A 23,927-nucleotide genomic window follows, 5' to 3' on the forward strand; every position below is an offset into this window, starting at 1 on the left:
TCTGTTTTTATACTGAATATATAATCAGTATCTAATCTTACTTTCATTAGAGATTATACTGCTTGTCCTAACCATCTTGGCGGTTGCTATACTTTCGCAAAGTCAAATTAACAAACATCGACCTCCAGAATATGCTTTACGCACCACATTATTAACGCTTTTAGAGATGGCAAAACGCTATCAAGTAGAAGCTTCACTAAACGTAGTTTTTAGTGACGGACATCGTTTGATAGCTTCTCGTTTTGCTACCACTTCACCGCCTCCATCTCTTGACTGGATACGAGACGATCCGACTTTCCCACAATCCGTAATTATTGCATCCGAACCTCTATTTATAGCTAATTGGATTGCTTGCCCAGAAAATAGCATCATTAGTGTGGGAGCAGACTGTGAAATCCAAATTGAGCAAATCTAGTGTGAAAGAGGCTATTTCTTGAGCCTTCGATAAATTTCGCTCGAAAACTTTTGCGCTATTTCAGGATATGGACGAAGCCACATTCTCTAGTCAACCTCATTCTGACTCGATCTGCTGTTGGCTCATATTACCTGTATCAAATCTTTATTGCTGCTAGAACATAGCACTTAGGTGCTTACTTGCTATTATTCTAAGGGGAAAATGTCGAAAAATAACTTTAATGCTTGAGCTATGTTGCTCAAGCATGATTTTATTAGCTATGGCTATGTGTTTCACTGATTGGGGTAAAGGTCTGCTATCAAAGTAACCTATTACGCCGAGCAAACGGAGGTTTCATGTCGATATCTAAAGCTGTTAACAGCAAGGTTACTTCTCAAAGCAGCGTTGAAAAACGCTTGCAGATAGAGCGTTTGATAGGAGCAACTCAAATAGTTGCTCCTAGTGCTGGGAGTGATGTAGTGAAGGGATTAACTCAAACACCTAAATCTCTACCCCCTTGTTACTTTTATGATGACCGTGGTTCCGATCTGTTTGAGCAAATCTGTGATTTACCAGAATATTATCTTACACGCACAGAAACAACGATTTTACAGCAGTATGCTGGTGAAATTGCTAAGATAACTGGCGTTTGTGAATTGGTAGAACTTGGCAGTGGTAGTTCTAGTAAAACTCGCATTTTACTAGATGCCTACCAGCAACTAAGCTATCCTCTGCATTACCTACCAATTGATGTATGTGCAGGTATGTTAGAAAGTAGTGCCAAGCAGTTATTAGAAGATTATCCCTTACTCCAAGTTTATGCACTAGCGGGAACCTATGAATTAGCCCTTGCAAAACTCCTACCGACGCAATTACCCAGTCGGATGATTTGTTTTATTGGTAGCAGTTTAGGTAATCTTACCCCTGATGAGTGTGATGTGTTCTTCTCTCAAATTACCAATGCTCTACAAGTCGGTGAGTATTTTTTATTGGGGATAGATTTACGAAAGCCAAAACAGATTTTGGAACCAGCTTATAACGACAGCCAGGGAGTGACAGCTGCATTTAACCTTAATATGCTGGAACATTTAAATCAGCGGTTTGAAGGTAACTTTGACACCACCCAGTTTGAACACCGAGCATTTTACAATGAAAGCGAGCATCAAATAGAAATGCATTTATGCAGCCTGCGATCGCAAATTGTAGAATTACGCGCTCTTAATCTTAAGGTTAATTTTGCACTAGGTGAGACTATCCTCACTGAAATTTCCCGCAAATTTGACCTTAATATTATCAAACAGCAACTAACTGCACAAGGTTTATTACCTCTTCATGTGTGGAGAGATCCATATCAATGGTTTGGCTTAATGCTCTGTCAGCTGCAAGCATAAAGCAAATCAGAGTATGACTCACATATAGCAGTTTTCGTTTGGATGAAGTACAAAGTCACTAGTTTTGAGGCAGGAGGCAGCTATGCTGGAGGGAGAAGAATAATTTAATTTTTGAGTCCTCGGTTTTGTACCTCACGCTTGTTGCAAATTGCTGTATATAGCGGTTCTCAGTTGAGTCCAATATATCTAACAAAAACAGCCCTTCCCTACAAGCATTAGGGATTAACACTTAAAACCTCTCTCCTAAAAGGAGAGAGGTCAAAACGTATGAATGGAAATTCCGATCAACCCAAGCAAGTAAACTAAATGTTTAGCTGCTAATTATTGCTGCATTGAAGGTGTGGCAAAAATTCTGCTGAATATAGGAACCCGTGGACGAGGCTTATTTGCTGTTATATTAGCATTAGTAGCAGAAGAGTTATTAGTTGCCTCAGAAAGGAGAGGTGGTTTGCTATTAGTAGAATTGTTAAAATCACTCAATTGGGTAGCTGAAGGTGAACTTGAAGATATGGAAGTAACATTCTCAGGATTTTGATTGTTGGTTTTTACCGGAGTTTGAGCTTGAGATGGAGTAACTAGGAAAGTTAAACCTGTTCCTAATACCAGTAGGAGCAAATGAGAAATATATTGTTGCATAGGGATTGGTCAAATGGGTTGATAAATATTCAAAGCTTAAAGAAGTTGTGTTTGTTCTCAGTTAGAAATAAAACTGCAATTTTCCCATAGAAACATGACGCTGTTCTCCAATAAAACTTGAACACAGCGATTTCCAAATGAACAGACTATTAATGCTTAGTACATTAGTTCGCTAACAACAATCTAACTTCCCTCAATCAAGAGGAAGCTAAACTCTCTTTTGTAAAAAGAAAGAGAGCAGTTATTTTAAGACTACTGAATCTGCCTGAAAGAAAGTTAGCAAGCAAATAGATACACCTAAAATAATTGACGTTTTTTAATCAACTAAGCCAGCACAACTATTAATATTTTATTTATATTTAACTTTTTAATAAAAGAGGAATTTTACTGAAATTTTTAAAAAAACTGATTTATATAAAATCAACTCTAACTCGCATATTTAACTAACTAAAGCAAAAAGTATATGAATTTTTAATAAAACGTAAGTTTGATAAAGTAGTTTTCAGAATATACAGCAGATTGCAACTCGGTAAAGCAGCGCGATCTTCTCCTAAGGGGAGACGCCAAGGGCGATGGGGATTTCCCCATGAGCGACTGCTGTTAGCGTAGCGTTAGCGACGCAGGAGCGTCACCCGCAGGGTTAATCGTAGGGAACATGGCTGTGCCCCTACCAGTGTACTTTATTTACCTGAAATATGCTGTATCAGCTTGTGTACAGGTTTTAGCTAGTTTACGGCTGGACAAAAATTTGATTACACAGCTTTTCAGAGAAAAAATTATGCAAGAATCTGGGATTTAACAAGACATTCTGCAAAAGGGAGAAGAACGAGGCAAGAAACAGGAGACGCTACAATTGATTTGGCGTCAGTTAACACTACGCTTTGCTGCAATTGAAATAGAAATATAACAGCAGATTCGCACATTATCGATTACTCAATTAGAAGAATTAGCTGAAGCGCTGTTAGATTCCAACAGTCAAAGCGATTTAGTGAATTACTTAGGAAATATCTTTTTACCTCAACCTTAATCAGGAAGATTAAGCGATGCCTACGCAAGAGGAAAGGGGGCAAGAATTAGGGGGAATTCTATCATCTTTCTCCCCTTCTCCTTGCTCCCCTACCTCTCTAGTCTGAATTATCAAAAAGCGTTAGAGCTTTGTCCCACACTCAGCGCAAAAATTGTGGGTGGGAGCATTTTTGGCATTGCAATGGCTACAATACACTGGCTCGGCTGCCGCTTTTGGTGCTTGCTTCTGTAAGCCGACCATTTGAGCGTTGCTCTTACCAGGGGCTACCATTGGATAGCAGTTTTCGTCTCTAGTGACGTGGACATTTAAGATTACTGGCCCTTTGTGTGCCAGCATTTCGGCGATCGCATCTTTTAATTGACTGCGATCGCTAATTACCATGCCTTTAATGCCATAAGCTTTTGCCAAAAACTCAACGTCTGGCATCCCTACTTCCATGTTGGAGCATGAATAACGTTCACCATAGAACGCTTGCTGCCACTGGCGCACCATCCCTTGCCAGCCGTTGTTGATAATTATTGTCTTGACATTTATTCCATATTGTGCAAGTGTTCCTAGTTCCTGTAAACACATTTGGAAACTAGCATCACCGCTAATACAGATGACTTCTTCATCAGGAAACGCCACTTTAGCACCCATTGCCGCAGGTAAGCCAAAACCCATCGTTCCCAAACCAGCGCTAGAAATCCAGCGCCTTGGGCCATTCTTCAGGAATTGTGCTGCCCACATTTGATGTTGTCCGACATCTGTTGTGTAAAAAGCGTGGGGTGCTTGGCTATTAACTTCTACAATTACTTCTTGGGGTGAAATGCTGTCGGGATGCTGCGGCACTATTAGAGGATACTCTTCGCGCCAACGGTTAACTAAATTTAACCACTCTTGGTTTTGATTAGGTGTAGCCTTAATCCCTGTTTCTTGGCAGCGACGCAATAAGTCTACTAACACATTCCGCACATCGCCGACGATGGGCACTTCGGGAATGCGGTTTTTGCCGACTTCTGCCGGATCGATGTCGATGTGAATTACTTTGGCGCGGGAGGCGAATTCGTCTAACTTACCTGTAACGCGATCGTCAAATCTAGCGCCGACGCAAATCAGTAAGTCACAATCACTAACGGCAAAGTTAGCGTAAGCAGTGCCGTGCATCCCCAACATTCCCAAAGCGAGGGGATGATGTTCGTCAAAGGCACCGATCCCCATTAAGGTTGTGGTGACGGGGATATCGAATAATTCAGCTAGTTGTTTGATTTCTTCATGGGCACCAGCGGCGATCGCACCACCACCCACATACAATAGCGGACGGCGACTTTCAGTAATCAACTGAATCGCGGCATAAATTTGCCGGGGATTTCCCTTCACCGTGGGACGATAACCGCGTAGCTTTACTGAACCTGGTTTTACAGGTACATAGTCAAATTCTTCTAAAGCTACATCTTTGGGGACATCAATCAAAACTGGCCCCGGACGCCCAGTGCTAGCGATGTGGAATGCTTCGGCGACAATTCGCGCCATATCTTTGGGGTCACGCACCACATAAGAGTGCTTGACGATTGGTAGGGTAATCCCGTAAATATCAGTTTCCTGAAACGCATCTGTACCAATCGACGGACGTGCTACCTGTCCTGTAACCACAATCATCGGGATTGAATCCATGTAGGCTGTAGCGATGCCTGTTACCAAGTTAGTTGCTCCTGGACCAGAAGTACCAAAGCATACTCCTACTTTGCCTGTGGCACGGGCATAACCATCAGCGGCGTGGGCTGCGCCTTGCTCGTGTCTCACGAGAATGTGCTTCATAGCACCAGTTGCTTCCACCTTATATAGGTCATCGTAAATTGGTAAAATTGCCCCACCAGGATAACCAAAAATATAATCAACGCCGTGGCGATGAAGGCTGTCAAGCAGAGCAAAACCGCCAGATGCACGTTTGGGCACGACTGGCGGGCTAGAAGCACGAGACTGTTTGTGATTCTCGGTTTGTGGCAGACTAATTGGGGAAAGCGATCGCACGGTCAAACCTCAGACTATAGCTAAAGTTAATGCTGAATTCTGTAGTTAAGATTTCATTTTAATTGAAAACCTCAATCAAAATCTTATTAATTTTTATATTAAATATAAAGCTAGATTATTAGCTTACATTAGTTAAATTACGTCTTGCAAGACTTTGCGGGTATTTTGCCAAGCCCAAACACCGACAACTACGACAACAACACTCATTGCTACAAGCACAATTCGCAAGCCGAGAGCATCAGTTAAGGGCCCAGTAATGGCCAAAGGTAACGCCAAAGCGATGTTAACGGCATGATTTTGAAAGCCAAATACTTTACCGTGCATGGTAGGTGGTGTTTGCTGTTGAATTAAAGTTTGCATCGGGACACCAATTAAGGCAGCACCTACACCCAAAAATGCACAGAGTCCTAGCGCCAGCAATAAGTTGTGCGTAAAAGTGAACACCCCCAAAACTAGTGCTATCATCAAAAATCCAATTAAAGGTAGAGGCTTGCGATGCAATTTCTCACCCCAGTTACCTAAAATTGCCGCACCAAATACCATACCCACCCCTGCTGCTGCCAAGAAAAAGCCAAACTGTTTTTCTTTTAGACCAAACTCCTCGGCTAACCGAATCGTCAGCACCGTTAAGGCTGCAAACACACAATATAAAGTTGTCAGTTGCAGCATGGCGTTTAAGATCAAAGGATTTTTCTTGAGATAGCGCAGGCTCTCGGTGAATTCAGTCCAAGGGTGATTTGATACCCGATGTTCCTTTGGTCGTTTGGGTTCTTTAAACTTTATTGGCTGCATAATTGCAGCTGATAATATGTATAGTCCACCAACCACAAACTCTTGACCGTATTCTTCTCCCATCCAGCTTTTTGCCAAACTCAAAATTGGCTCTCCTATTGCAAAGCCAACAATTAATGCTCCCATCATTGTGCTGCTAAACAGCGCATTAGCTGCCAATAAATTTTCTCGCTTCACCAACAAGGGAATCGCTGCTTGTTCGGCTGGTGCAAAAAACTGCGTCACTGTGGAAATGGCAAAAGTCAGGATTAACAAAATCAGGAACTGTCGTGGCAATAAGGGAAGACACAGCGTCAATATTCCCCGCACAATATCTGAGCCAACCATAATCAGCTTTTTTGGCAAGCGGTCAACAAAGATACCACCGGCAGAGCCGAACAAAATTGCTGGGATTGTAAACGACAGCATCAAGGTTGAGTACATCGAGTTTTGTGCCAACCCTGGAAGCGGTGGGTAGTTCTCCAGCAGAGCAATCAGCAAAACGAAGAAGACCTTATCTGCTAACTGGGACAGCAGTTGCCCAATCCACAGGAGCATAAAAGCACGGTTTTTTAGCAGTGCGCCAAAGCCGTTATTAACAGCGGCAGGTTCAGTTGGAAACATTAGATACTTTCTTTGGGTAGATGGGGCATGGGGCATGGGGCATGGGCATGGGGCATGGGGCATGGGGCATGGGAATAGTTTTTCTTGACTATCTCCTGTCACCTGTAACCTTTTCCCTTCATCACTCCTAACTCCTCACTCCTAACTCCTGTTTACTTACTCCATTGTCCGGATTAATTTGCTTCATAGCGTTTTAACAGCATAAGCAAAAATTCAGCTGCTGTCAGACGACCTTTGGGTGGAATAATCTCAATGGACGAATCTACCCAACAGCCTTGTACAGTTTGGGGAGATTTCCAAATGGACAAATGATCGACTGCTGGCTCTGCATAAAAATTATTTTGCCCACTACCTAGCAAACATGAACTCCAATGGGTGAAATAATCATGACTCATCCGATGAATAGGGAAATTTCCCTGTAGTGGTACTCCCCATCCATCTATAGCAATAAATGCTTTGACACGACCACCCAAGAGTTGCCACAAATGTGCTGCCCCTATTGCCCCGACTACGCCAGCACTAAAGCTAATGAATATAATTGGTGATTCTAAAGAGTTAGTTAAGTGATACCTGCGGTGAGCTACGCTAACGCGCAAAAACTCCAAAATGTGCAATGCTGATAAAACCAAAACATCTTTACCCGGATAAAGCAGTATATTTGTGGGATTATAAGCGATCGCGCCATTAGAAACCATATCTAATAATCCGATTTTAAAGCTTTCAGTTAAGTCTGGCTCATGGATTCCAGGGCAAATAATTATACTCATCTCTCTATTTTGATTGGGCATTGGAAGATAAATCTTTGTGCCTGCACGGTCTGATGTCTATAGTACTAGCAGCTTTTAGTATTAATAACTTAAATCTGCTATATAGCAATCCTAAATCATTCGTAAAAAGTTAGATACCCGATTTCCCAAATAAGTCGGGTATCTAGACACCGCGAATTTTCATAAAATAAATGTTTCCTTATGTTTACTGAGCAAATATAGCTAGTTCACATATTTTTCAGAGAAAATACTATTTTAATAAAATATTAACCTGAGCTATAAATAATATCAGAATAATTGTATTAATTAAATGTTGATTGCTGTAATTATTTTTATAGTTCTATCGTTGATTATATTGATTGCTTTATACAATAGCTTGATTTATAAAAAGAATCAAGTTGATAACGCATTTTCTAGCGTTGATGTAATTCTGCAAAAAAGAAGCGATTTGATACCTAGACTTGTTACCTTAGCTCAAATATATATGCAATTTGAGCAAAAAACATTGATAGAAATTAGCAGGCTCAGAAGTACAATAACTTCAAAAAATTTAAGTAATAATAGCCGAGTTGCCGTAGAAGACCAAATTTCGAGAATGTTAAACAAAATTATAGTAGCAGTGGAAGCATATCCCGAATTAAAAACAAACGACCATTTTATCAAATTACAATATTCCCTGAGTGAAGTAGAAGAACAACTTTCCGCCGCTAGGAGATTTTATAACTCTGCCGTAACTGAATATAATAACGCTGTAGAAATGTTTCCGACAAACATTATAGCTTCATGGATGAAATATCAATTAAAATTGCAGTTTAAAGCTAATGTACAAGCTAGAAAAAATGTAAATATTCAAATAAATCTTAAGTAAGTTTGGAGTTTAAAAAATATGTCTAAATTTAATTCTGTACAAAATCAAGAATTATTAAACGCAATAGTGAAATTGTTAGAACATAAAAACTACAATTTAGCGCTTAAGACATTGGAAAAGTTTTTCCAAAATAATCCAAAAACTAATACAAAAGAATATTTGTATGCACGAGTATTGCTTTTAGACGCATACCTCTATAATGGACGCTTTGACAAGGCAATTAACTTATGCCAATAACTGAGTAACAGTAAACATAAAACTACTCAGATTTTAGCACAGTACTATCTTGCTGAAATTGTTCCAGAAGCTAAACTTACAGAGCCGAAATCATCACTAAATTCAACTAAAAGTTCACTCACTCCTGCACAGGCGACTGAACTTATAAACACTGGGTATGAAGCCCTGACCAAAAAACGCTATAAAGAAGCGATTCGAGCATTTAAAATTTTTTGTCAAGCTGCTTCTCCAGCGACAAAGCAATATTTGCAAGCACACAAATGGCTGATAAAAGCATATTACGAGAATGGGCAAATTAATCAAGCGATCGCTCTTTGTCAGCAACTCCTGCTTAATGAACATGAACAAACAAGAAGATGGGCAAGAAAACTTTTATTTACAGATGATATCGATGCATCTGTAACAGCAGAAAACCCCACAAAATCAAAAGTTCAGCTACAATCACCAAGCGAAACCTTGCCAGAAGATCCCGAACCAGCTATTGAAAAATTTATACCAAAAACATTAAAGGAATTCAAAGTATTTTGTCAGACAAATTTATTGAGTGAATTAAAAGTATTTGAATCCCTTAGAAAACAAGTTTTAATATCTATTTTTACTACTCATCTACTTTTTTTATATCTTATAATTGCACTACTTAAGTTTTTTCCAGTTGTATCTTCTTTTTTGAAAAACTCTATGTATTTTCAAATTGGCTCTAGTATAATATCTATACCATTTTTATTTATATTTTTCTTATTTTATTATTTATTAGTTTTTTTCTTGCTTTTTGGAATTTGGATATTTTTTTATGCCGCAGCATTTGAAACATTTTCTACAGGTTTTAAATATAAAATGTCTGAACAAATATTGAGTTATGTAAATCCGAATAAAAATTTAAAATATGTAAGAAACTCTTCTGAAGAAGATATAAAAAATAGCCTAGAGTTTTTTCAAAATAGCCAATTATTTCAAGGAATTATCATCCCGAACAAGATTGTCCAAGATGATTATATTCACGGTAGGATCAATGGTGTTGATATCTGTTTTTCAAATATTTGTGCAGAATTAGAACTAAAGCATTATTGGAATAATTATTTAAACATTACCTTTTTTATTAATTTGATAAATGCACCCATAAGGATTTCGTACTTTTTAAGTTTTTTATTACCATTCACATTTTATATTTGTTTTGTAATTGTCCGACTAATTAAATTAATTCCATATATATTTAAGAATATTTTATGTGGTGAAGCTGTAGAATCTAAAAGAATTGAATCTGAAGTCTTAAAAAATGAAGTCACTCGTACAAGTTTAATATTTAAAGGATTATTTTTTAAAGCTAAATATAATAAAAATTCGCGGGCTGTTACCATTGTTCAACCAAAACTTATCAACGCTAATACTCATGCTCTTAATCATGCTAAAAAACAGCTAATTAAATTAGAAGACCCAGAATTTGCTAAATTTTTCACTGTTTATAGTGATGACCAAATAGAAGCACGTTATGTCTTATATACTAATTTCATGGATAAAATAGTTAACTTTCGCAAGAAAACCAATAGAAATATTTATATTTCCTTTGTTGATGACATGATATACATAGCCATTGAAGAAGCAGTAGAAAATAATATACTTGACCCTAATCTATATAAAAGTGTGCTAAAATTTGCGCCTTTAAGAGAATATTTTGAAACTCTCAACTTGATGTTGGGCATTGTTGAAGATTTAAATCTTGATAGACATATTTGAGACAAAGCTGCACCAAATTAATTTCACTGACAATGCAGCTTTTCGGCATCTTCACCACTTTCGTTATTCCAGCGATATAGCCATTTTTAATTGAATGAGGTATGCAGATAGACCTAACCCCCTAACCCCCTTCCCGACGCGGGAAGGGGGAACAATTCAAAGCCTCTCTCCTTTTAGGAGAGAGGTTTGGAGAGAGGTCAAAACTGTACCTTTGATTCAATTTCTCATACCCAATGCCCCACGAAAGTCTTACTTTTGATGTATTATTTTGATTTTCCCACCTATCCTATCCCCCTGGATGGGATAATAAGTTACAAGTAGGGAAAATGTGCAAACTGTTCCCTAACTTTATATTTCTCTGCACTCTGGTTATATTGAGGAATTAATTGTGGTTGCCACGCCGGAAAAAGTACAACACACCCACGAGCATCTATCAGGTAAAGACCGTGTAGCCGTACTGCTTATGGGCTACGGCGAAGTCGAAAGCTACGAAGATTTCGCCAACTATAACGAACAGGCTTTAAATCTACTGACAGCAAAGTTCGCACCAGTACCAACCTGGATTTATCCGCCTCTGGCAAAGCTTTTGGCGCTATTTGACCGCCACGAGTGGGGACACACACACCACGATTTTATCTCCCCACACAACGCCATCTTTGAACAGCAGCGTGCTGGGATTGAGAAGAATTTACAAGAAAAATGGGGCGATAAGGTTCAAGTTTTCAAGGCTTTTAACTTCTGCGCTCCTTTTCTACCCAATCAAGTCTTGGCAGAAATCAAAAACCAAGGTTTTGAGAAACTACTAATTTACCCACTGCTGGTTGTTGATTCTATCTTTACTAGTGGCATTGCGATCGAGCAAGTTAACAATGCTCTGGTTGAGTTGACTGATGGTGAAGAACACTGGGTTAAAGCACAGCGTTACATTCCTTCTTTCTTCAACGAACCAGCCTACATCGATTTAATGGCTTATCTGGTTGAGGAGAAAATTGCTGAGTTAGCCGCAGCTTACCTACCTTCTCAAATCGGCATTGTGTTAATGAATCACGGCTGTCCCCATAAAGCTAAAGGCTTTACTTCTGGGATTGCCGAAAGTGAAGCAATGTACGATTTAGTTCGGGATAAATTGATTAACCGCTATCCGTTAATCTCGGTGGGTTGGCTCAATCATGACACCCCCTTAATTGATTGGACACAGCCAAACGCCGAGCAAGCGGCAAAGAACCTGATTCAACTGGGTGCAAAAGTGGTAATTTTTATGCCAATTGGTTTTGCTACAGAAAATCACGAAACTCTATTGGATGTACATCATATCATCCATGCTTTGGAAAAACACAATCCTGGTACGAACTACGTACAAATGGCTTGTGTCAACGACCATCCAGAATTTTTGGCAATGGCGGCGCAATGGGCTAACGATCATATTGCCCAGTTGTTGTCAGAGGAAGCTTTAGCAGTTAATCCCCAACTTGCTGGAGATCGCCATCATCACCACCATCATCATTAAGTAAAGTTTGAGTTTATAGGGTGGTGCTTTGACCACCCTATAAACTAATTTACGCCCCGCAGTTTGCGAGTATTATCAACTAAACTCTGAGCAAATTGATCGAATCTTTGAGAGAGCTTTTCATCTACTAGCTTGCCTTCAGGACTGAAAGCACCCCAAGCTTGTCCGATCGCAATTTGTTCAGGGATAGACCAACAATGCACCCATCTGGTAATTAACCGTAGTTCGTTTAGAGCGTTGCTATTAGACTGACCACCCAAAACACTAATAAATCCTGCTACTTTATCAGATAGTTGATCAAAGCTCATCAAATCCAGGGCATTTTTCAGCACCCCACTAACGCCACCATGATACTCAGGTGTCGCTAAAATTAACCCATCAGCCTGACTAACTGTATCTTGCAACCGCTGAACATCTGGATACTCTGGATACTCCTTTGCGCCAGTGCAAAATGGTAGCTGCAACTGCCGTAAATCGAGAATTTCTACCTCTGCACCTACAGCTTCAACCCTTTGCGCTGCTACTTGTAAAGCAACCTGGGTATAAGAATTGGGCCTTAAACTACCACCAATGCCAATAATTTTCACCATAATTAACCCACAAACTACTAACTAGCTACTATTATCAGATTTCTTAAAAAGCGGAATCGTTATGACTATGTTTATTTTAACGATTTGTGCTGGAATGTGTCAAATTGAGATCAAGGGGACTGGGGAAGGTGGGGCCCCTCTGGGGATAAGGGGTAATGGGGATTGGGAATTGCGCATAAGAGGCAGAGGTGCAAAGGTGCGGAGGGGTAGAGGGGAAAACTTACCGCAACTTCCTTCTCTCCTGCTCCTCATTCCCCAGTCCCCAGTCCCCAGTCCCTTGTGTGCAAGTTAGACTAGATAAGAAAAGTGTAATTTCCAGTTATTACAATTTTTGATAGAAGAATAGGCATAAAACCAGCGCTTAACTTGTGCCAGCAGACAAAGGGTAATTATTATGACAAATTTAGGAAAAAAAGCATTGATAAAAAGGCAGTCCTCAAAGCGCGTTGCTTGGTTTGGTGCGTTGGCGCAGCCCGCCGTAGGCATCGCTGCTAGTTTGATTATGTTGCCAGGAATTTTCGGAAGTACTCCTGTCATGGCACAAAAAGCAGAAACCACCTCCTTAAATTATGGTGACTTGATCGAGAAAGTGAAGGCGGGAGAAGTCGAAAAAGTAGAGCTTGACGAAACCGAACAGCTAGCAAAGGTTTATCTCAAGGGGCAAAAAGATAATACACCACCGCAACAGGTGAGACTTTTGGCGCAAAACACAGAGTTAGTCAACATTCTCAAAGACAAGAATGTTGATTTTGGTGAAGTTTCCTCCGCTAACAGTCGAGCTGCTGTTGGACTGTTGATTAATTTGATGTGGATTTTGCCACTGGTAGCTTTAATGCTATTGTTCCTCCGGCGCTCTACTAATGCTTCTAGCCAAGCGATGAATTTCGGCAAATCCAAAGCTCGCTTCCAAATGGAGGCAAAAACTGGAGTGAAATTTGAAGATGTCGCCGGGGTTGAAGAAGCGAAAGAAGAACTCGAAGAAGTTGTGACTTTCCTGAAACAGCCGGAAAGATTTACTGCTGTAGGCGCACGGATTCCCAAAGGAGTACTGTTAATTGGCCCCCCTGGTACTGGTAAAACTTTACTAGCAAAAGCGATCGCAGGTGAAGCAGGTGTACCATTCTTCAGTATTTCCGGTTCGGAATTTGTGGAAATGTTCGTAGGCGTGGGTGCATCTCGCGTGCGCGACCTCTTCAAGAAAGCCAAAGATAATGCTCCTTGTCTAATATTTATCGATGAAATTGACGCAGTAGGTAGACAACGGGGTGCTGGGATCGGTGGTGGTAACGACGAGCGCGAACAAACCCTCAACCAACTGCTCACCGAAATGGATGGTTTTGAAGGTAACACAGGCATCATTATTATTGCTGCCACAAACCGCCCAGATGTTTTAGATACAGCGTTACTCAGACCGGGACGCTTTGATAGACAAGTTATGGTCGATCCACCCGATCTTAAAGGGCGACTGGAAATTTTGAAAGTCCACGCGCGCAATAAGAAAATCGATCCTAGCGTATCATTAGAAGCGATCGCTCGCCGCACCCCTGGTTTTACTGGCGCAGACTTAGCTAACTTACTCAACGAAGCCGCTATTCTCACCGCTAGAAGACGTAAAGAAGCTGTCACCCTTTTAGAAATTGATGCTGCTGTAGACCGAGTTGTTGCAGGTATGGAAGGTACCGCCTTAGTAGACAGCAAGAGCAAGCGCTTGATTGCCTATCATGAAGTTGGACACGCTTTAGTAGGTACATTGCTCAAAGACCATGACCCTGTGCAGAAAGTTACATTAATTCCACGGGGACAAGCACTCGGATTAACTTGGTTTACTCCCAACGAAGAACAGGGGTTAATTTCCCGTTCTCAACTCAAATCGAGGATTACTGCGACTTTGGGTGGTCGCGCTGCCGAGGAAATTGTTTTTGGGAAGCCAGAAGTGACCACCGGTGCAAGCAATGACTTGCAACACGTGACAGGGATGGCGCGGCAGATGGTGACACGCTTCGGAATGTCAGAATTAGGGCCATTGTCACTGGAAAATCAGAGTGCAGAGGTATTTTTAGGACGCGACTGGATGAATAAATCAGACTATTCTGAGGAAATTGCTGCCAAAATTGATTCACAAGTGCGCGAAATTGTTAGCAATTCCTACATTAAGGCCAAAGAACTGTTGGAAGAGAACCGCATAGTTTTGGAGCGTTTAGTAGATTTGCTAGCAGAACAGGAAACAATAGAAGGCGATTTATTCCGCAAAATTGTTGCCGATCATGTTCAGGTAGCCGATGAACAATTGGCTGTACCTCATTAAAAAGATGAGTGGGAAATAATGTAGAGACGTAGCACTGCTAAGTCTCTACAAGAGTTCTGGATAATGTATCTTTAATTTCACCAAATGTCTATTGGAGAATAAGTAAAAGTCAATAGTCTATTAACTTTAGACTACTGAAAATCCAAAGGTTAAGATTCCCGATTTCTTAAGAAGTCGGGAATTTTGTTGTAAAAAAATTACAATACTACCTCAGCCTTCCCAGAAAGTAGCACACATAAAGTCTTGTCACTGTAGAGCTTAGGCTATTGTATTATATATACCAAAACAATGTACTACAAGTAAACATAAACATCATGAAATATAGATTGTGGGCAAGTTATCTGCTTGCTGCTTTAGCATTTGTGCCCTTCGAGGCTGTAAGCATTACTCAGGTTTTGGCAACAGAATCAGTTTATCAACTGGCACAAGCAAAATCTGCTTACACCCAATATATGCAGTTTGGTTATAATGAAACCAAACGAAGAAATTATAGAAAAGCTTTATTGAATTTTCAGCAAGCAGAGCGGCTACGTCCTGGAGATAGGTATGCTACTTCTGCAATTAGAAATGTTACAAGTTACATTCAACGCGGTAGAAATCGTATCGCCTTTGTCCCAGGTAGACCTGGTAGGGTAAGGTCAGCAGGAACACGGGGAAGTTGCTTTCAAACTGGACAAAAGATTATTCCGCTAACACCAACAGATAAAGAAGCTCAACAAACCACAGCAGAGCATCCTACATTCTTTTTCTACGTTCCTCAAACCTCTACAACAGTGCAAGCACTAGAACTTGTTTTGCGGGATGGTGATAGCATTGACCCATTGTATAAGGGAACTTTCAAACCTGTTGGGCAAAACGGTATTGTTAGTATAAATGTACCCGTCGAGCAGCCATCTCTACAAATCAGTAAAGAGTATAATTGGACTTTTTCGATGATTTGCGATGTGAATAACCGCGATAAAGACTCTTATGTAGAAGGTACAATTGTGCGATCGCAAGATGAAAATTTGTCTCTCCAGTTAAACCAACCAAACACAGACTTAGATCGCGCAGTTTTATTTGCAACCGCTGGATTTTGGGAAGATGCTCTAAGAACTTTAGCTAATTTACGCCGCCAGCGTCCTAACGATCCTGAAGTTGAGAAATATTGGGAAGATTTGTTGAATTCAGTAGAGATAAAAGAAGTTGTAAACAAGCCTTTATTGCCCTGTTGTACTGCTCAGAAATAAATTAACAATTACTTAAAAACCCGGTTTTGATAAAGAAGTCGGGTTTTTACCCTTCAATTTCAGATTAACTGTTCTGCGATCAAGGAGGGGAAGGTTGATCTTAGATAGATCCTTCTTAAGGACAGCATATCTACTATAGCAATCCTAAATAGAGATTGTGAAAATTTTTGTTATGGTCGTCCTTGGTCATTTGTCCTCTCTTACAAAGTTCTGAGCCGAGTTTTCCTCCGCTGGTGACTTTGCACTTTGTCATTTGCAATTACAAGGACAAATGACTAATAACTAATAACAGCCAACTCAAAAAATATTTCACAAATGATTTAGGACTGTTATACATGGGGAACTCCAGAAAATGAAAAACTCCACTCAAATACAGAAGCAAAGCAAGGTATGACGGCTCGACTGCTTTTTTGGATTAAATCATCGCAGGTTACAATAATAAATAAACTACAACTCTCTTGCCAACAACAGTGTATGAAGTTCAATGTAATACTTGATCGTGATGAAGATGGGGTTTGGATTGTCGAGTGCCCCAGTATACCTGGTTGCGTCAGTCAAGGTCAATCAAGAGAAGAAGCCCTCGAAAATATCAAGGACGCGATCGCAGCTTGTCTTCAAGTTCGTGCTGAAATTGGTTTACCGCTCACTGTGGAAACTCATCAAGTAGAGGTTACAGCTTAATCATGGCATCTACCCTTCCGGTTCTAAGTGGACGTGAAGTCGTCCATGTATTTGAATCGTTTGGTTGGGAGTTTCACGTCAAAGTGCTAGTCACATTATCCTGGTTAAGAAAGGCGAAACAGTAACCTTATCTGTTCCAGATCATCGTGAGGTGGCAAAAGGAACATTACGTAGTCTCATCCGTACTGCTGGACTTACAGTTAATGAATTCATTGCCGCTATCTAATGGCGTGGTCATTGCGCTGAAATGATTTACCTCTAAACTGAGTTGAGCAATTTCCCAAGCTTTTTGGTACAGTATTCTAGAAAATCCAGATGACGAAGATAGGCGATCGCTCAAAAGCAATTGCCAGTTTATTGCTCAGAATCAAGAATGCAGTTGCTATGATCAAACGCCTGCTTGTAGTCGAGTCTCCCGGAAAAGTTAAAAAACTCAGTCAAATTCTGGGTTCAGATTGGAAAGTTCTCGCAAGTTGTGGTCATATCCGAGAACTCAGCAATGAAGGGGATGATTCCTTGGGCTTCGTCATGGATGGTAGTAATGTTCGGTGCAATTACGTCCCACGTGACCAACGAGCCAAAGAAACAATTCAGAAACTCAAGTCTGCGGTGAGGCAGGTTGATGAAGTTGTCTTAGCAACTGATCCAGACCGGGAAGGTGAGACGATCGCTTGGCATCTCAAAGAAACACTGGGTTTAAGGGAACCAAAACGAGTAATTTATACTGAGATTACAGCATCGGCGGTGCAGAGTGCGATCGCTAATCCCAGAAAGCTAAACCAAAATTTAATCGGTGCTGGGTTGTGCCGAGATTGCCTAGATAAGTTGGTAGGTTATAAAGGTAGTCCTTTAGTTTGGGCATTGAATAACGGCGCTAAGAGTGTTGGTAGAGTCCAAAGCGCGACATTGCACCTGATTTGTCAGCGAGAAAACGAAATTCTGGCTTTTGTCCCCCAAGATTACTGGAGTGTCTGGGTAGATTATGCTGAAGGATTTCGAGCTTTTTACAAAGGGACGGTCGATTCTGCAAAAGATGCAGCAGAACAAGAAACTGAAACTCACGATGATGCAAAGGTAGGTAATAGTCCAGAAACACCGGAGTCTAAACGTGTTCTTTCCGAAGCAGAGGCTACACGTTTAGTTGAAGAAGCACAGCGACATCCTCATCAGGTGATTCATTTTGAAGGAAAAATCGTTAACCGCCAGCCACCACCACCATTTACAACTTCCAGCCTTCAGCAAGCAGCTGGTTCAAAGTTGAGGTTTGCTCCTGATAAAACTATGGTTGTTGCCCAAAAGCTGTATGAAGCAGGGCTGATAACATATATGCGAACAGACTCAGTAATGCTGAGTCCAGAATTTTGTGCCAGCGCCCGTAAATGGTTAGAGCAAAACGATCCGCAGAATGTACCGCCGCAAGTCGCCAAGCATCGCAGTAGCAAATCGGCTCAAGAAGCACATGAAGCGATTCGGCCAACGGATGTGTTTCGCCCCTCAGTTCAATTGCGCTCTGAACTGCCTGATGATGAGTTTAATCTGTATGTAACGATCTGGAAGCGGTCAATTGCTTCTCAGTGTCGTGCTGCTCAATTGCGTAAAACTCTGGTGATTACTCAGTCTGGTTCTCTGCTGTGGTCAGCGAGAGGGCAAGTAATTGAATTTTACGGTTATGCTCGGTACTGGAACAATCTCAGCAAGGATAGTGTTTTACCTTCATTACAACAGGGACAAGCATTGAAACTGGAGAATGCTGGACATGAAAAGAAGCAGACCCAGCCACCACCGCGTTATAGCGAACCAAAATTGGTGCAATTGATGGAACGTAAAGGAATTGGTCGCCCAAGTACTTATGCTCCTACTGTTGCTACCTTAAAAAAACGAAACTATGTGGAGTTGAAAAAAGACCATCTGCAACCGACAACGTTAGGGTTAGAAGTTGATGCGTTTTTGCTCAAAGCACTGCCTGATTTACTAGAGGCGGAATTCACAGCGAAAATGGAAGATGCTCTTGATGCCATTTCCGAAGGAAAAAACTCTTGGCAGCATTATTTAACTAGTTGGAATCAGAATTACTTTGTACCAGCGCTCTCCAAAGCTAAAACTGTAGTTGCGAGTTCCTCAACAGGTAAAGCTAATGTGATAACTGAGCGCAAATATGAAACTTCTAAGACGCGATGCCCTGAATGCAAAAATTTTCTCGCCAAAATTCCGAGCAGTAAGGTTAAAAAGAAATATTTCCTCAAATGCACAAAAGGCTGTGAAAATGTCGTGTTGTTTTGGAGCGACTTTAACAAAACTTGGCAGCCACCACAAACTAAAGCAGTCCAGGCTGAGAATCAACAAAAGCCTCCCATGAAGATGACGGCATATCCCTGCCCGGTATGTAAGAAACCTCTGGAAGAGTACAGTTATATCAAAGAGGGGCAGAGTAAGACAATGTTGCGATGTTCTGACTCACGATCGCGTCAGGATACCAAACATAAAGATGTGGCTTATTTCAGTACGCAAAAAGGGTGGTGGAGTCCTAAGTTTGGGGAGTTAGGAGTTAAGAATTAATACAGCCGTAGCCACATAGGTTAGGACAGTGTTGATTGCTCAAAACTTTAAAGCAACTGGGTTTTTACTCAGCACTCAGCACTCAGCACTTTGCTATAACTCCTCACTCATAACTTCTAACTCCTGACTTTATTTACCTTACGCGCAAGTTCTGCAATGTTCATCTGCTCGTAGTGTTCAAAGGGTTGGCGAATCCAGGGGTTGTCAGCCAGGTAATCCACATAATAATCAGGTGCTATAACCGAACAAGCTTTATACCAAAGAACAGCAGTGCGAATTTCCTGAATTGGGGAATCATTATTTTGCTTGAGCCAAGGTATAGTTTGTTGGAGTGTTACCCCAGAGTCTACTAAGTCATCCACTAAGAGAATGCACGAACCTAACTTTTCGGCAGTCATTGTCAAGTGGCGGGAGAAAATTAAATTATTTCTTTCTTGCTTGCCTGGGCCACTGTAAGATGAGGTTGCTAAAATTGCCAGTGGCTGCTGGTATATACGGGAAAGAATATCTCCAACTCGTAGTCCTCCTCTAGCAAGACAGATAATCTGGTTAAATTCCCAGCCGGATTCATAAATTTGAATAGCCAGTTGTTCAATTTTTTGGTGATAATCTGACCAAGAAACATAAAAGTCTGGCATAAGTCTAACGGGAGTGGTAGATGGCTAGTATTGAAGGCGATGTCTACGATGGGCTATGACGCTCGCGGACTCGCTACCGCTACGCTATCGGCGTCGCAGACTTTTTATTTTAGTATGAGTGCAAAGTTTTATGAATGATTCTGCTGCTGATGGCAATGCCCAACGAGATCCTCAGAGTGAAAAACTCGACCTAAAAACAAAGCTGGCTTACGGTGCAGGAGATTTAGGGCCAGCAATTACTGCAAATATCTCCGTCTTTTATCTGCTGATTTTCTTTACCAGTGTCGCTGGTATCCCTGCGGGTTTAGCTGGCACGATTTTAATGATTGGCAAAATCTGGGATGGCATAAACGATCCGCTTGTGGGGTTCCTGACTGATAAAACGAAATCTCGGCGTTGGGGCCGTCGTCTTCCCTGGATGTTTTATGGAGCAATCCCTTTTGGAATTTTCTTCGTCTTGCAGTGGATTGTACCGCAATTTAGTGCAAATCAGAGTGAGAATATTTGGCCGCTGTTCTGGTATTACGTAGCGATTGGAATTCTATCTCAGTCCTTTTATACGGTTGTGAATTTGCCTTATACGGCGATGACTCCAGAACTAACTCAAGATTACGACGAACGCACTAGTCTTAACAGCTACCGTTTTACATTTTCCATTGGTGGCAGTATTCTGTCGTTGATTTTAACGCAAATTGTTTTTTTACTGATTGCCGATCGCCAACAACGATATCTGGTTTTAGCAGCAATTTGTACTGTAATTTCAATTTTAGGATTATATTGGTGCGTTTTTGGAGTCCGCGATCGCATCTTGGCTTTTGAGGCCAAACGCATCCAAACTGAAGAACCTGCATCTCTCTCCTTCTTTGAACAGTTAAAAATTGTCTTCAGCAACCGACCTTTTTTATTTGTCATTGGTATATATCTTTGTTCTTGGCTAGGTGTGCAGATTACAGCCAGCATTATTCCCTATTTTGTAGTCAATTATATGGGTATAAAAGAATCAGATGTGCCCCCAGTACTGATTGCAGTCCAAGGAACTGCTTTATTGATGCTATTTATCTGGGGGGCGCTGAGTAAAAAAATCGGAAAAAAAGTTGTTTATTTTCTGGGAATGAGTTTGTGGATAATAGCCGCCGCAGGACTATTTTTCTTACGGCCTGGTCAAATAGTTTTGATGTATGTGATGGCTGTCATGGCTGGTATTGGTGTCTCCACAGCTTATCTAATTCCCTGGTCGATGATTCCAGATGTGATTGAATTAGATGAGCTCCAAACTGGACAACGCAGAGAAGGCATTTTTTATGGCTTCATGGTTTTGCTGCAAAAATTTGGTTTGGCTTTCGGGCTATTTTTAGTGGGAAATGCTTTGCAAGTAGCCGGTTTTAAAGAATCTGTAGCCGGAAGACCACTACCGATGCAACCAGAATCGGCACTGTTTGCGATTCGCGTTGCTGTTGGTCCCATACCGACAGTTTGTTTGATTTTTGGCTTAATTTTAACATATTTTTACCCAATTACCCGTGAGATGCACGCCCAAATTATGCTTAAACTCAAAGAACGGCAAGAGAAGAGGGATTAAGGGAACTCCAAAAAATAAATTATTCCAATTTCTGGACTCAACACAACTGTTTTTCTCCCCTGCCCCCTGCCCCCTGCCCCCTGCTCCCTGCTCCCTGCTCCCTGCTCCCTGCTCCCTGCCCCCTGCCCCCTGCTCCCTGCTCCCTGCTCCCTGCTCCCTGCTCCCTGCCCCCTGCCCCCTGCTCCCTGCCCCCTGCCCCCTGCCCCCTGCCCCCTGCCCCTTGTGGCTGAAGAAAGTAACGTTTTGTTATCATTTCCCTCCAGTTGCACAAATGTGCCCAATCCGACATGAGTATTTCTAGAAGCTAGTCAATCAGCTTTTGCTAAAAACTTTTGAAGTGATTGAGAGTTAGAAAATGGCAGAAACAACGACCGTAACAGCAACTGGCGACAATAACATTGATGGTTTACTGATTGGAGTGAAGTGGGCATCTCCCTCAGTAAGCTTTAGGTTCACTGACAGCATCGATGACTATGAGTCTGATTATCCAGACCGTGCGATTCATGCAGTTAGCTTCCAAATGCTAAACACAACCCAGCGAGCTGTTGCGCTAAGATGGATAGGGACAGGAGGAGAGTACTACAATGTCTCCAATCTCAGTCCATTTGAACTGACTGATGCTAGCGATCGCGATGCAACTATTCCCATCGCCATGTCAGACGTACTCGGGATAATATCAACAGACACAGCCTACACCTATTCCCCTGCAAACCCTGTCCAAGCAGGCGACGTTTGGTTTAACACAACCCTTTACAACAACCCGGTTGTCGGTAACTATGCCTACTACACCTTCGGTCATGAGCTTGGTCATGCACTAGGTCTGAAGCACGGTCATCAGACTGGCGGTGTTAGCAATGTTGCCATGAACTCCGACCGCGACTCGATGGAGTTTTCAATCATGACCTACCGGTCATACGTGGGGGCACCGACCAACGGCGTGTCGAACGAAACCTGGGGATATGCACAGTCGCTAATGATGTACGACATCGCAGCGATCCAGCAGATGTACGGTGCATGGTTTGGCTACAACTCTGACAACACGAATTACACTTTCTCAACCACCACCGGGGAGATGTTCGTCGATGGTGTCGGACAAGGAACTCCGGGTGATAACCGCATCTTCCGCACCATCTGGGATGGTGACGGGATTGATACCTACGATTTCTCTAACTACACCACTAATCTAGCGATCGACCTGACAGCAGGCGGTTGGTCTGACCTCGATGTGGGCGGCAACTTCCAACGCGCCTCTCTTGGCAACGACCATTATGCCCGTGCCCAGGTGTTTAACGCGCTTCAATACAACGGTGATGTCAGATCGCTGATTGAAAACGCTAACGGCGGTTCCGGTAATGACACAATTAGCGGCAACAGTGCTAACAATCTTCTGACTGGAAATGGTGGCATGGACACCCTAGTTGGAGGTTTTGGCAATGATAGCCTCACTGGTGGTGCAGGTGCTGATACCTTTGTTTTTAACTCTCTATCCGAAGGGATTGATACCATTACAGATTTTGCCTACTGGGATGTGGATAAGATTCAGGTTTCTGCTAGTGGGTTCGGCATTGGGGTAGGTGATTACAATAAGTTCTCGTTTGAGAGCTACACAGGATCTTTGTATTTTGATGGAACCCAATTTGCATCGATACAGCTATACTCTGGTTTTATCCCTAGCTTTGACATCAACATTGTCTAGGGGAGTTAATTGCAGGTAGACGTTATAAAAAAGAGCTAAAGTAGGGTGGGCATTGCTCACCTGCACCTATGTCTTAATTTGGAGTTAGATTATCCTCCTATATTAATACTTGGTTACTACAAAAGCTGCTACAAACTGCGCGAAACACCGAAACGTCAAGGCAGAAGCTCTTACAAAGAAGACGGAAACTGCTACAGACTGCGCGAAACACCGAAACGTCAAGGCAGAAGCTCTTACAAAGAAGGCGGAAGCTGTTACAGACTGCGCGAAACACCGAAACGTCAAGACAGAAGCTCTTACAAAGAAGACGGAAGCTGCTACAGACTGCGCGAAACACCGAAACGTCAAGGCAGAAGTTAATTTTTAACTTGCTTAACTTTACTATGATTGCGATCGCCTGGGTTGGATGCTTGGTGCGATCGTACCAACCAAAAGCTAGGTTAACAGAGTTCAGAGGTGGATTCATCCAGTTCAAATACTCGTTAACGGAGTTCAAAGGCTTGTTCAGCCTTTGAATTGCAATATGCTTAGAATAAGTCTTTGTTCTCCATCTGTTTCCCCTAACTCCTGCTTCTTTCCCCCTGCCCCCTGCTCCCTGCTCCCTGCCCCCTGCTCCCTGCTTCTTTCCCCCTGCCCCCTGCTCCCTGCTCCCTGCTCCCTGCTCCCTGCCCCCTGCTCCCTGCCCCCTGC

General features: G+C 41.8%; 22 protein-coding genes. 16 read left to right on the plus strand and 6 right to left on the minus strand.

Features of this window, described 5'->3' with window-relative positions:
* The first annotated feature begins 76 nt into the window (after positions 1 to 76).
* Positions 77 to 415 carry a class II glutamine amidotransferase gene (locus V7K41_RS05965; RefSeq protein ID WP_442943135.1) on the plus strand — a complete coding sequence of 113 codons (339 nt, stop codon included), beginning with the start codon at positions 77 to 79 and terminating at the stop codon, positions 413 to 415.
* A 335-nt stretch (positions 416 to 750) separates the two neighbouring features.
* Positions 751 to 1,785: an L-histidine N(alpha)-methyltransferase gene (egtD, locus tag V7K41_RS05970; RefSeq protein ID WP_334846398.1), complete on the plus strand. Its 1,035-nt coding sequence runs from the start codon at positions 751 to 753 to the stop codon at positions 1,783 to 1,785.
* A 321-nt stretch (positions 1,786 to 2,106) separates the two neighbouring features.
* Here the strand turns inward: egtD and V7K41_RS05975 are convergent, their stop codons facing one another.
* Positions 2,107 to 2,421: a hypothetical protein gene (locus V7K41_RS05975; RefSeq protein ID WP_334846400.1), complete on the minus strand. Its 315-nt coding sequence runs from the start codon at positions 2,419 to 2,421 to the stop codon at positions 2,107 to 2,109.
* A 655-nt stretch (positions 2,422 to 3,076) separates the two neighbouring features.
* On the opposite strand from V7K41_RS05975, the gene V7K41_RS05980 reads away from it, so the two are divergent.
* Both V7K41_RS05980 and V7K41_RS05985 read left to right on the plus strand, forming a co-directional pair.
* Positions 3,077 to 3,220 (plus strand): hypothetical protein, encoded by a 144-nt coding sequence (locus tag V7K41_RS05980; protein ID WP_334846402.1) that lies wholly within the window; start codon positions 3,077 to 3,079, stop codon positions 3,218 to 3,220.
* A gap of 114 nt (positions 3,221 to 3,334) precedes the next feature.
* Positions 3,335 to 3,448, plus strand: a complete 114-nt coding sequence (locus tag V7K41_RS05985) for a DUF4351 domain-containing protein (protein WP_334846476.1) — start codon at positions 3,335 to 3,337, stop codon at positions 3,446 to 3,448.
* 120 nt (positions 3,449 to 3,568) lie between these two features.
* Here the strand turns inward: V7K41_RS05985 and ilvB are convergent, their stop codons facing one another.
* The 3 genes from ilvB to V7K41_RS06000 form a co-directional block, all read right to left on the minus strand.
* Positions 3,569 to 5,464: a biosynthetic-type acetolactate synthase large subunit gene (gene ilvB / locus V7K41_RS05990; RefSeq protein WP_334846403.1), complete on the minus strand. Its 1,896-nt coding sequence runs from the start codon at positions 5,462 to 5,464 to the stop codon at positions 3,569 to 3,571.
* A 126-nt stretch (positions 5,465 to 5,590) separates the two neighbouring features.
* Positions 5,591 to 6,853: an MFS transporter gene (locus V7K41_RS05995; RefSeq protein WP_334846405.1), complete on the minus strand. Its 1,263-nt coding sequence runs from the start codon at positions 6,851 to 6,853 to the stop codon at positions 5,591 to 5,593.
* Positions 6,854 to 7,026: 173 nt separating this feature from the next.
* Positions 7,027 to 7,620: a hypothetical protein gene (locus V7K41_RS06000; RefSeq protein WP_334846407.1), complete on the minus strand. Its 594-nt coding sequence runs from the start codon at positions 7,618 to 7,620 to the stop codon at positions 7,027 to 7,029.
* Positions 7,621 to 7,930: 310 nt separating this feature from the next.
* Here V7K41_RS06000 and V7K41_RS06005 point away from each other — a divergent pair, with 310 nt between their 5' ends.
* The 3 genes from V7K41_RS06005 (at position 7,931) to V7K41_RS06015 (ending at position 11,963) form a co-directional block, all read left to right on the plus strand.
* The gene (locus V7K41_RS06005) at positions 7,931 to 8,488 is read left to right on the plus strand and encodes a LemA family protein (RefSeq protein WP_334846408.1); all 558 of its coding nucleotides are present in this window, start codon (positions 7,931 to 7,933) and stop codon (positions 8,486 to 8,488) included.
* Positions 8,489 to 8,971: 483 nt separating this feature from the next.
* Positions 8,972 to 10,456 (plus strand): DUF3137 domain-containing protein, encoded by a 1,485-nt coding sequence (locus V7K41_RS06010; protein WP_334846410.1) that lies wholly within the window; start codon positions 8,972 to 8,974, stop codon positions 10,454 to 10,456.
* A 388-nt stretch (positions 10,457 to 10,844) separates the two neighbouring features.
* Positions 10,845 to 11,963, plus strand: a complete 1,119-nt coding sequence (locus tag V7K41_RS06015; protein ID WP_334846411.1) for a ferrochelatase — start codon at positions 10,845 to 10,847, stop codon at positions 11,961 to 11,963.
* Between the two features lie 44 nt (positions 11,964 to 12,007).
* On the opposite strand, the gene V7K41_RS06020 is transcribed toward V7K41_RS06015, so the two are convergent.
* Complete coding sequence (locus V7K41_RS06020; RefSeq protein WP_334846413.1) at positions 12,008 to 12,553, minus strand: NADPH-dependent FMN reductase; 546 nt, start codon at positions 12,551 to 12,553, stop codon at positions 12,008 to 12,010.
* A gap of 394 nt (positions 12,554 to 12,947) precedes the next feature.
* Here V7K41_RS06020 and ftsH point away from each other — a divergent pair, with 394 nt between their 5' ends.
* The 6 genes from ftsH (at position 12,948) to topA (ending at position 19,324) form a co-directional block, all read left to right on the plus strand.
* Complete coding sequence (gene ftsH, locus V7K41_RS06025; RefSeq protein ID WP_334846414.1) at positions 12,948 to 14,858, plus strand: ATP-dependent zinc metalloprotease FtsH; 1,911 nt, start codon at positions 12,948 to 12,950, stop codon at positions 14,856 to 14,858.
* A 314-nt stretch (positions 14,859 to 15,172) separates the two neighbouring features.
* Positions 15,173 to 16,087, plus strand: a complete 915-nt coding sequence (locus tag V7K41_RS06030) for a DUF928 domain-containing protein (protein ID WP_334846416.1) — start codon at positions 15,173 to 15,175, stop codon at positions 16,085 to 16,087.
* Positions 16,088 to 16,561: 474 nt separating this feature from the next.
* Positions 16,562 to 16,768 carry a type II toxin-antitoxin system HicB family antitoxin gene (locus V7K41_RS06035; RefSeq protein ID WP_334846418.1) on the plus strand — a complete coding sequence of 69 codons (207 nt, stop codon included), beginning with the start codon at positions 16,562 to 16,564 and terminating at the stop codon, positions 16,766 to 16,768.
* A gap of 2 nt (positions 16,769 to 16,770) precedes the next feature.
* Entirely contained in the window at positions 16,771 to 16,893 is a 123-nt protein-coding gene (locus V7K41_RS06040; RefSeq protein WP_334846483.1) for a hypothetical protein, read from the plus strand.
* Positions 16,869 to 16,994 carry a type II toxin-antitoxin system HicA family toxin gene (locus V7K41_RS06045; protein WP_334846478.1) on the plus strand — a complete coding sequence of 42 codons (126 nt, stop codon included), beginning with the start codon at positions 16,869 to 16,871 and terminating at the stop codon, positions 16,992 to 16,994. The genes V7K41_RS06040 and V7K41_RS06045 overlap by 25 nt, the downstream gene beginning before the upstream one ends.
* Before the next feature lie 158 nt (positions 16,995 to 17,152).
* Positions 17,153 to 19,324 (plus strand): type I DNA topoisomerase, encoded by a 2,172-nt coding sequence (gene topA, locus V7K41_RS06050; protein ID WP_334846480.1) that lies wholly within the window; start codon positions 17,153 to 17,155, stop codon positions 19,322 to 19,324.
* A 116-nt stretch (positions 19,325 to 19,440) separates the two neighbouring features.
* On the opposite strand, the gene V7K41_RS06055 is transcribed toward topA, so the two are convergent.
* On the minus strand, positions 19,441 to 19,962 hold the full coding sequence (locus V7K41_RS06055; RefSeq protein ID WP_334846420.1) for a phosphoribosyltransferase: 522 nt from the start codon (positions 19,960 to 19,962) through the stop codon (positions 19,441 to 19,443).
* 130 nt (positions 19,963 to 20,092) lie between these two features.
* Here V7K41_RS06055 and V7K41_RS06060 point away from each other — a divergent pair, with 130 nt between their 5' ends.
* The 3 genes from V7K41_RS06060 to V7K41_RS06070 all read left to right on the plus strand — a co-directional run bounded on the left by V7K41_RS06060 (position 20,093) and on the right by V7K41_RS06070 (position 23,597).
* Positions 20,093 to 21,541, plus strand: coding sequence for an MFS transporter (locus tag V7K41_RS06060; protein WP_334846422.1), 1,449 nt, complete (start codon positions 20,093 to 20,095; stop codon positions 21,539 to 21,541).
* 355 nt (positions 21,542 to 21,896) lie between these two features.
* Positions 21,897 to 23,237, plus strand: a complete 1,341-nt coding sequence (locus tag V7K41_RS06065) for a M10 family metallopeptidase (protein ID WP_334846424.1) — start codon at positions 21,897 to 21,899, stop codon at positions 23,235 to 23,237.
* 45 nt (positions 23,238 to 23,282) lie between these two features.
* Complete coding sequence (locus tag V7K41_RS06070) at positions 23,283 to 23,597, plus strand: hypothetical protein (RefSeq protein ID WP_334846426.1); 315 nt, start codon at positions 23,283 to 23,285, stop codon at positions 23,595 to 23,597.
* Positions 23,598 to 23,927: the final 330 nt, after the last annotated feature.

Origin of the sequence: Nostoc sp. (assembly GCF_036917415.1) — a bacterium.
GTDB lineage: Bacteria > Cyanobacteriota > Cyanobacteriia > Cyanobacteriales > Nostocaceae > Nostoc.

Bases quoted from the DNA above. Each gene is read 5' to 3' on its own strand.
- topA (WP_334846480.1), top strand. From the start codon at position 17,153: ATGATCAAACGCCTGCTTGTAGTCGAGTCTCCCGGAAAAGTTAAAAAA.
- V7K41_RS05980 (WP_334846402.1), top strand. From the start codon at position 3,077: ATGGCTGTGCCCCTACCAGTGTACTTTATTTACCTGAAATATGCTGTA.
- V7K41_RS06000 (WP_334846407.1), bottom strand. From the start codon at position 7,620: ATGAGTATAATTATTTGCCCTGGAATCCATGAGCCAGACTTAACTGAA.
- V7K41_RS06060 (WP_334846422.1), top strand. From the start codon at position 20,093: ATGAATGATTCTGCTGCTGATGGCAATGCCCAACGAGATCCTCAGAGT.
- V7K41_RS06035 (WP_334846418.1), top strand. From the start codon at position 16,562: ATGAAGTTCAATGTAATACTTGATCGTGATGAAGATGGGGTTTGGATT.
- V7K41_RS06065 (WP_334846424.1), top strand. From the start codon at position 21,897: ATGGCAGAAACAACGACCGTAACAGCAACTGGCGACAATAACATTGAT.
- V7K41_RS06055 (WP_334846420.1), bottom strand. From the start codon at position 19,962: ATGCCAGACTTTTATGTTTCTTGGTCAGATTATCACCAAAAAATTGAA.
- V7K41_RS06005 (WP_334846408.1), top strand. From the start codon at position 7,931: ATGTTGATTGCTGTAATTATTTTTATAGTTCTATCGTTGATTATATTG.
- V7K41_RS06030 (WP_334846416.1), top strand. From the start codon at position 15,173: ATGAAATATAGATTGTGGGCAAGTTATCTGCTTGCTGCTTTAGCATTT.
- ftsH (WP_334846414.1), top strand. From the start codon at position 12,948: ATGACAAATTTAGGAAAAAAAGCATTGATAAAAAGGCAGTCCTCAAAG.
- V7K41_RS06040 (WP_334846483.1), top strand. From the start codon at position 16,771: ATGGCATCTACCCTTCCGGTTCTAAGTGGACGTGAAGTCGTCCATGTA.
- V7K41_RS06020 (WP_334846413.1), bottom strand. From the start codon at position 12,553: ATGGTGAAAATTATTGGCATTGGTGGTAGTTTAAGGCCCAATTCTTAT.
- V7K41_RS05975 (WP_334846400.1), bottom strand. From the start codon at position 2,421: ATGCAACAATATATTTCTCATTTGCTCCTACTGGTATTAGGAACAGGT.
- egtD (WP_334846398.1), top strand. From the start codon at position 751: ATGTCGATATCTAAAGCTGTTAACAGCAAGGTTACTTCTCAAAGCAGC.
- V7K41_RS05995 (WP_334846405.1), bottom strand. From the start codon at position 6,853: ATGTTTCCAACTGAACCTGCCGCTGTTAATAACGGCTTTGGCGCACTG.